The 6,539-nt window shown below is 48.9% G+C and carries 4 protein-coding genes and 1 pseudogene; all 5 read right to left on the bottom strand.

What is annotated here, in order from left to right; genetic code table 11:
* Window positions 1–1,845, bottom strand: a pseudogene (locus WH37_RS31340) (HNH endonuclease); the annotation flags it as partial.
* Between the two features lie 433 nt (window positions 1,846–2,278).
* On the bottom strand, window positions 2,279–3,457 hold the full coding sequence (locus WH37_RS31335; protein ID WP_046234593.1) for an NAD(P)/FAD-dependent oxidoreductase: 1,179 nt from the start codon (window positions 3,455–3,457) through the stop codon (window positions 2,279–2,281).
* Window positions 3,458–3,488: 31 nt separating this feature from the next.
* A complete protein-coding gene (locus tag WH37_RS31330; RefSeq protein ID WP_046234592.1) occupies window positions 3,489–3,917 on the bottom strand; it encodes a DUF1641 domain-containing protein in 429 nt (142 codons plus the stop codon).
* Between the two features lie 348 nt (window positions 3,918–4,265).
* The gene (locus tag WH37_RS31325) at window positions 4,266–5,432 is read right to left on the bottom strand and encodes an AI-2E family transporter (protein ID WP_046234591.1); all 1,167 of its coding nucleotides are present in this window, start codon (window positions 5,430–5,432) and stop codon (window positions 4,266–4,268) included.
* A gap of 31 nt (window positions 5,433–5,463) precedes the next feature.
* Window positions 5,464–6,462 carry a substrate-binding domain-containing protein gene (locus WH37_RS31320; RefSeq protein WP_046234590.1) on the bottom strand — a complete coding sequence of 333 codons (999 nt, stop codon included), beginning with the start codon at window positions 6,460–6,462 and terminating at the stop codon, window positions 5,464–5,466.
* Between the last annotated feature and the right edge of the window lie 77 nt (window positions 6,463–6,539).

Here is a 6,539-nt window from a genome sequence, read left to right as displayed (position 1 = left end):
CTGACGAATGACACTCTCAAACCCATTCTGCACCGCGCCAAATGCCATTCGTCCACCTAATGAGGCAAAGGCTCCAAACGGGCCAAACACCGCACCAGATACCGCCCCGATGACCGTCTCTCGAAAGGCCGTTGAAACATACGTCCCCATATCGCTGACCTCGCCTCGGGCAATATCCGACACCGCTTGGCTCACCACCGCTGCGGTTCCCGCAATGGCCGCTCCAGCCAGTACTGCACCCACAACGACCGCTCCTGCTCCCAGCGTCGCTACGGTGAACGCTGCCGCTACGGCGACTACCGCGACAACAGCCATTCCCGCCAGCACATTCCTCGCCAGCTTTCCCCAGCTGAATGGCGGTTTTTCCGGTGGGGGTGGCGGCGGAGGAGGCTGCCCTTCTAATGGCGCATCGTCATACGGCGCGTAGCTCGTCCGATCTTTCCCTTCCGTTCGGATCTGCGCCCCCATGAGGTTATACTCGCCTTCCAGCGTGATTCCGCTTGGCGCACTTGTCTTCTTCGCTACTAGTAACGCCTGCGCACCAATCACCACACGCTTTGGCGTAAACAGCGAAATCTCTTCCTTCGCTGTCAGCGTCAGCTTCCGAGGGCTGCTCAAAATAATACCCACCGCATCGTCCAGCTTCAGAAACAGCGGCTCCTTGCTTCCGCCTGTAAACTCGACTCCTGTCGGAGACAGCTTCATTTCACTGCCATGCTCCGTCCCGAAATAACGGTTGTTCGGATCAGCCGTCTTCTCCGCACTCGCCCCGTTTGTTCGCACGCCTCCGGTGACAATAGCTTCTTGACCGCCTGCATCGGCGAGATACAAATTCGCCTTCGTCCCTACCTGCGGCATACTATACATCGCGCTGCCCGTCTCCGGCGCATAGCGGTACCAATGCGCCGTTCCCTTGTCTTGCTTATCGTCGATTGCCAGATGCACCTGCACCTGTTCCCCTTTCACCGCCAGAATTTCTCCTTGCAGTGTCAGGCCCGACAGCCTGCTATTCACCATCCGTTGCTCTCGTATTCCCGCTTCCCGCGACAACCGATAGTGGTAGATCAACTGTCCCTTTTCCATTCGAGCCGTCATCGACGATACGATCAGCTCAATATAGCCTCGAATTTTAAAGCGATCACCTAATCGATAGAAGCTCTTTGACTCTATTTCATAACCGAAAAAATCTGTATCATGCAGGCCCGCTTCCTGCCCGCCTGCCTTCTGAAACGCCGCTAAATCCTTGCTCACCGTATACGAGGACCATTCGGACTGCTTATGCGTTTTTCCTTCCGGCATTCCAATATACAGCTTTGGCGTTTCTTCCAATATATCACACACCACGACCGACTGGAACTGGCTTGCCAGCCTTTTTGTCAGCTCCCAATCCGTCTCCTCATATTGAATGACAGGTTCAGATGGTTTCTCCTTCTCTCCCTGTTGAAGCAAGACATCCCCGCCTGGATACGCACGCAGTACAGTAGTGATGATCTTCTCGTACGTCTGGCTTGTATCCTGAAAAGATCGCTTGCGCTTCTTCAAATCACTATAAATGCTCCCAGACACCGCTTCGATATCGACTGTGTACACGCCATTGCGGTGCACCGTCTGTACGGACGTGGCTACGCCTTTAAACAAGGGTTTCCGTGTGCCTTCTTCTTCGTCATACAAGGCGATTTTATCCTGCCACATCGCTTCCAGCGTCGCACTTGTCCGCAGCTCTTCCTCGACGATTCCGCTAATCCGCAGCGTCCCATGCTCGCCCGGCTTCCAGCTTATCTCCACATCCAGAATATGCTTTAGCTTGCAGGGGCCTTCCACCCGCAAGCGGTCATAACCTATCATCTGCACCCTCCATCCCGATTGAATTCTTCACTGTTTTCTCTTCCATGCTAGGGTTAAATTAAACCCGTATGCTCTTTCATTCCAAACGCCAATAAAGAGTCGACTGCCAGTATCCTGTACGATCATGTAACAATTCATGGTTACAAAACAGAATATTCGACAAAATGCAGCATTTTCCTACTTAACATAATATTTCTTATTTACTAACAGTGAAAAGTTCTAATCGCAACCAAGAAGCTTAACTTAAGTCCAGTCTAAAGGTTATGAACGGAGTACCGTTCATAACCTCGCTGATGAAGCCATGATCAATCGTAATACCCCGAGCATTACTCGGTTGATGATTCATCAGAGACACTAAGCGAAAAAATAAAGTCCCCGCCTAAACAGCTGCTGCCGTTTAAACGAGGACTTATTATGGTTATTACTTATTAAATTAGTAAACGAGCGAGAACAAGCCGTTAACATGCGACAGGTAACGAACGTTACTTGCTTCCTTCATCAAAGAAGCCGTAGTGCCTCTCAGACGAAGCTGGCTTGCGCCGACTGTTCCGATTGCATCTTTGCGGCCAAGGCTCGCAAGAACGCCGGAGTTAACGAATGCAAACGATTTTTGCGGCAAGCCTTTGGATTGCGCGAACAGGTTGTAGCCGATTGCTTCGCCCATTTGCCATGCGATTTGTGCACTTGGCGGATAAGGACGGCCATCTGCGCTAAATACAACTGCATTGTCGCCAGCTAGGTAAACTTCAGGGTGCGAAGTCGATTGCAGGAACTCATTGACTGTAGCGCGGCCACGGTTCACTTCGATACCGCAGTTTGCTACAACAGGGTTGCCTGTAACGCCGCCAGTCCATACGAATGTGTTAGCCACAAGCGTTTGACCGTCTTTCAAAATAACTTGGTTGCCTTTTACTTCTGTAACCGCAATGCCCATCAGCAATTGAACGCCGCGTTTTTCGAGGCTTGCTTTCGCACGGTCAACAAGCTCTGCAGGGAAACCAGCCAGAATCGACGGGCCTGCTTCAACGTTGTATACCGATACTTCGCTGATGTTAACGCCGTATTGCTCACACCATTTTGGCAGCATGTCGGCAATTTCACCGATCAGCTCAATACCAGTCAGGCCGCCGCCGCCAACAACGATGGTTGCGTCAGCTTTGTTTTTCGATTGTGCGTACGCAGCAAGGCGCTCTTGAATGTGCGCGCTCACGCGGTTTGCTTCCTCAACCGATTTCAGCGTCAGGCTGTTTTCTTCAAGGCCTGGAATGCCGAAAAATGCCGTTTCGCCACCAAGAGCGATAACTAGCGTATCGTAGGAAGTTTTTGCACCGCTGGAAAGGTGAACTTGCTTCTGATCCGGATCAATTTTGTCGACTGTGTCGATAACCAAATTGATGGATTTATCTTTGAACAGCTTCGTCAGCGGCAAAGCAACGTTGTTCTCATGAACGCCGCCAACGGCCAGACGATGCAATTCGGTTACGATTTGGTGCGATGGAATACGGTTAACAACGGTAATGCTTGCTTCCTCGGGGGACAAATATTTGCGAGTTGTCAATGCGCTCAGCAAACCGCCATATCCGCCACCCAAAATCAAAATATGCTTAGACATACTGATCCTCCGTTCTCATTCTGATCCGATCTTAACGTTGTTTGTTGCGCTCTGCTAATACATCCAGGAACGATTGCGCGAAACGCAATGTTTGTTGGACCTGCGGATCTTTCAGCATTTTGAGAATGCCGAACAGACCGATTGTCGTAGGCTCTGCTTGTGCACGATCATTTGCTTCTACAGCAGCCGATGCAATGCCTTTAGCCTTGTCCGTAATCGGCTTAACGAATTCCTCGATACCATGCTTCATATCGCCCATAAGCACTTGGTCATTCGCCACAGTTGTTGCCACATCATAAGCTTTGGTCATCAAAGTAACCATTTCAGCAAGCTTAGGCAAGCTTTCTACCAGCTGATTCAGCGAGCTTTGGATTTCCGGTTTAAGCAATTGCTCCAGAACGTCCAGTTCACTACGTACAGATCCCGTCTGTACTTCTTGCTCTGTTAATGTTTCCGACATACGAAAAATGCCTCCCTTGCGTTGTTTGTTGCATGATTAGTTAAACGCCGTTACAACGGCAAGCCTCCTCTGAAAAAAACCTGAAATTGTGAAATGTTTCACAATAAGGATGCATAATTAGAGGGACTTGACCACACTCATGTTCATTTTATTCCTTTGCGACAAAAACTGCAATTACAACTTTTAGTTACTTTGAAAAGTTCAAGCGTAAACGGCATTTCAGACCCTTGAAGGCAATGCCGTTTCGCGTTGAAATAGAAGCAAATGTTCTGGTGGCAGCTTATACATTCTTATATTTTAATAAAAAGACTGCTTTTGCAAGCAGTCCTCCGTTTTATAATGCTTATATTATAGCTTAAAATCATTATCTGCATTCACTTCCTCCGCTGCGTAAAGCGGCGAACGCGCCTGCAGCCAGTGGAAGAAATTCGTCGCAATAACTTTTAGCACCGCATAGCCTGGTACAGCTAAAATAATGCCCGCCAATCCAAACAAATTCCCAGCAGTCAAAATGACGAAAATAATCGTAATGGGATGAATTTTCATACTTTTGCCCATAATTTGCGGGGAAATAAACTTCCCTTCAATCAGCTGGACAATGGTCCAGATCACCAGCATTTTCAGCATCATAACGGGTGATGTTACCATCGCTACAATAAGCGCTGGCGTAATCGCGATAGCTGGGCCCAGATACGGAATGATGGCTGTACAAGCAGCAATCAGCGCCAGCACCAGCGAATACTCAAGCCCAATAATCAAATAACCGATATACAGCAGCAAGCCAATACAGAAGCTCACAATAATCTGTCCTCTTATGTAGCTGCTGATTTGGCCATTCATTTCGCCCATAATGCGCTTCGTGTGCGTTCTCATGTTCGTTGGCAGTATAGCAGCAATATACTCCGGCAGCCTTTTGCCATCCTTTAATAGGTAGAACAGAATAAACGGCAGCGTGATGACCGCGAGCACAACATCTTTGAGCGCCCCCACGAAAGAACCTACACTTTGCCACACACCATTTAGCAGCTCGGTGGCCCGCTTCGTAATATTGCCGCTCAAATCTGATGGATTTATATTGAGCCACCGCTCAATATCCCGCAGGTCGCCGCTGTGCATCAACTCATCAAACTTCGTTCGCAGTTGATCCCCATAACCCGGTAAATTTTCGACCAGACTGACGATCTGTGTGCTTACAAGCGGAATAACTACCGTTAGCAAAATCGTAAGCAAGCCTAAAATGACCGCAAAGATCACAAAAATGGAATAAATACGCGGAGCCTTCTTCGTCTCCAAATAATCCACAATCGGATTTAGCAAATAATAAGCTACACCCGCCAAAATAATCGGCAGCAGCACCGTCTTGAACAATACGGTGAGCGGCGTGAACACGTAGGAGATTTTGCTCATGACGAAAATATTCAGACTTACCAGGAGCAGCACGAGCAGGAATATAACAAATTTATTATTTAAAATAAAATGTACAAACCGTTCTGTTCCTGTTTTAAAATGGTTCATCCGCTGTTCCTTCTTCCTGCTTATGATGTTCTCAGCTTTCCGCAACAATTTCCCCGGTACGGGTTAAATCATACCCTGTAATGGCTCCTAGCTCCTGCTTGAAGCTCTGCGACTGTAAAATGCGAATGACCGCATCAATAAATACTTGATTGTCCGGCTTCTTCAACATAACCAAGTCATATTGCTCCTGAATAAGGGGAATATACGTAATGCGGGAAACGACCGCTGCAGCCCTCTCCGTTCCAATACCCACATCGGCCTCGCCTGACGCAACCTGCGCAGCTACTCCAAGATGATTCGTCTGCTCCTGATCATAGCCCACTATTGAAGCTGCCGGAATATTGTGCAGCCTAAGCTGCTCATCCAGCAGAACACGCGCGCCGGCGCCACGCTCCCGGTTAATGAGTCGGAGTCCCGGCTTCACCAAATCGGCCCAGCTTGCAAGCTTAAGCGGATTGCCTTGCTGCACGAACAAACCCGCGCTTCTCGTCAGCAAATGCACAACGATATAAGGAGCTCCAATCAATAGTTTACGAATATAGGGAACGTTATATTCCCCTGTATCGCCGTCCAGCAAATGCGTGCTGACGATGTCGGATTCTCCTTTGTACATGGATACCAGGCTGTCCATGCTGCCTACATAGGAGCGTAGCGGGCGCACGCCCAATCCCTCTCGCTCGATATGCTTGGCCAAAATATCAAGGCTCATATCTTGTCCGGTAATGACGATAGGGCGTCCCCCTCCCCCTCCGGCATTATACGAGGCAGCGCTTCTGTCCGATAAATCCTGGGCGTGCGCGTATGGAGTGCCTTGAGGCTGGAAAGCCATGGTCTTGCCGGCAGGCGCATTAGCTTGGAGGCCTTTAGCCCGCAGCTTGTACGCTTCCAGATCGGAAGCGTCAATTCGAATCTGCTTGCCTACTCGGTACGAGGGTAGCTCTCCTTTTTTAATTAAATCGTATACGGTGAGCTTGGAAATTTTCAATAGCTTGGCAATTTCTTCGGTTGTATATGAGATGTCAGCGGACATATTGGATCTCCTTAGCCTCGCTCAGCCTAGGTTACAGGCTGAATTTGGTTATTATTTTCATACCTTTAATTGTAACA

This window comes from Paenibacillus algorifonticola (genome assembly GCF_000971975.1).
Lineage (GTDB): Bacteria > Bacillota > Bacilli > Paenibacillales > Paenibacillaceae > Pristimantibacillus > Pristimantibacillus algorifonticola.
This window is presented reverse-complemented; position numbering and strand designations above follow the sequence as displayed.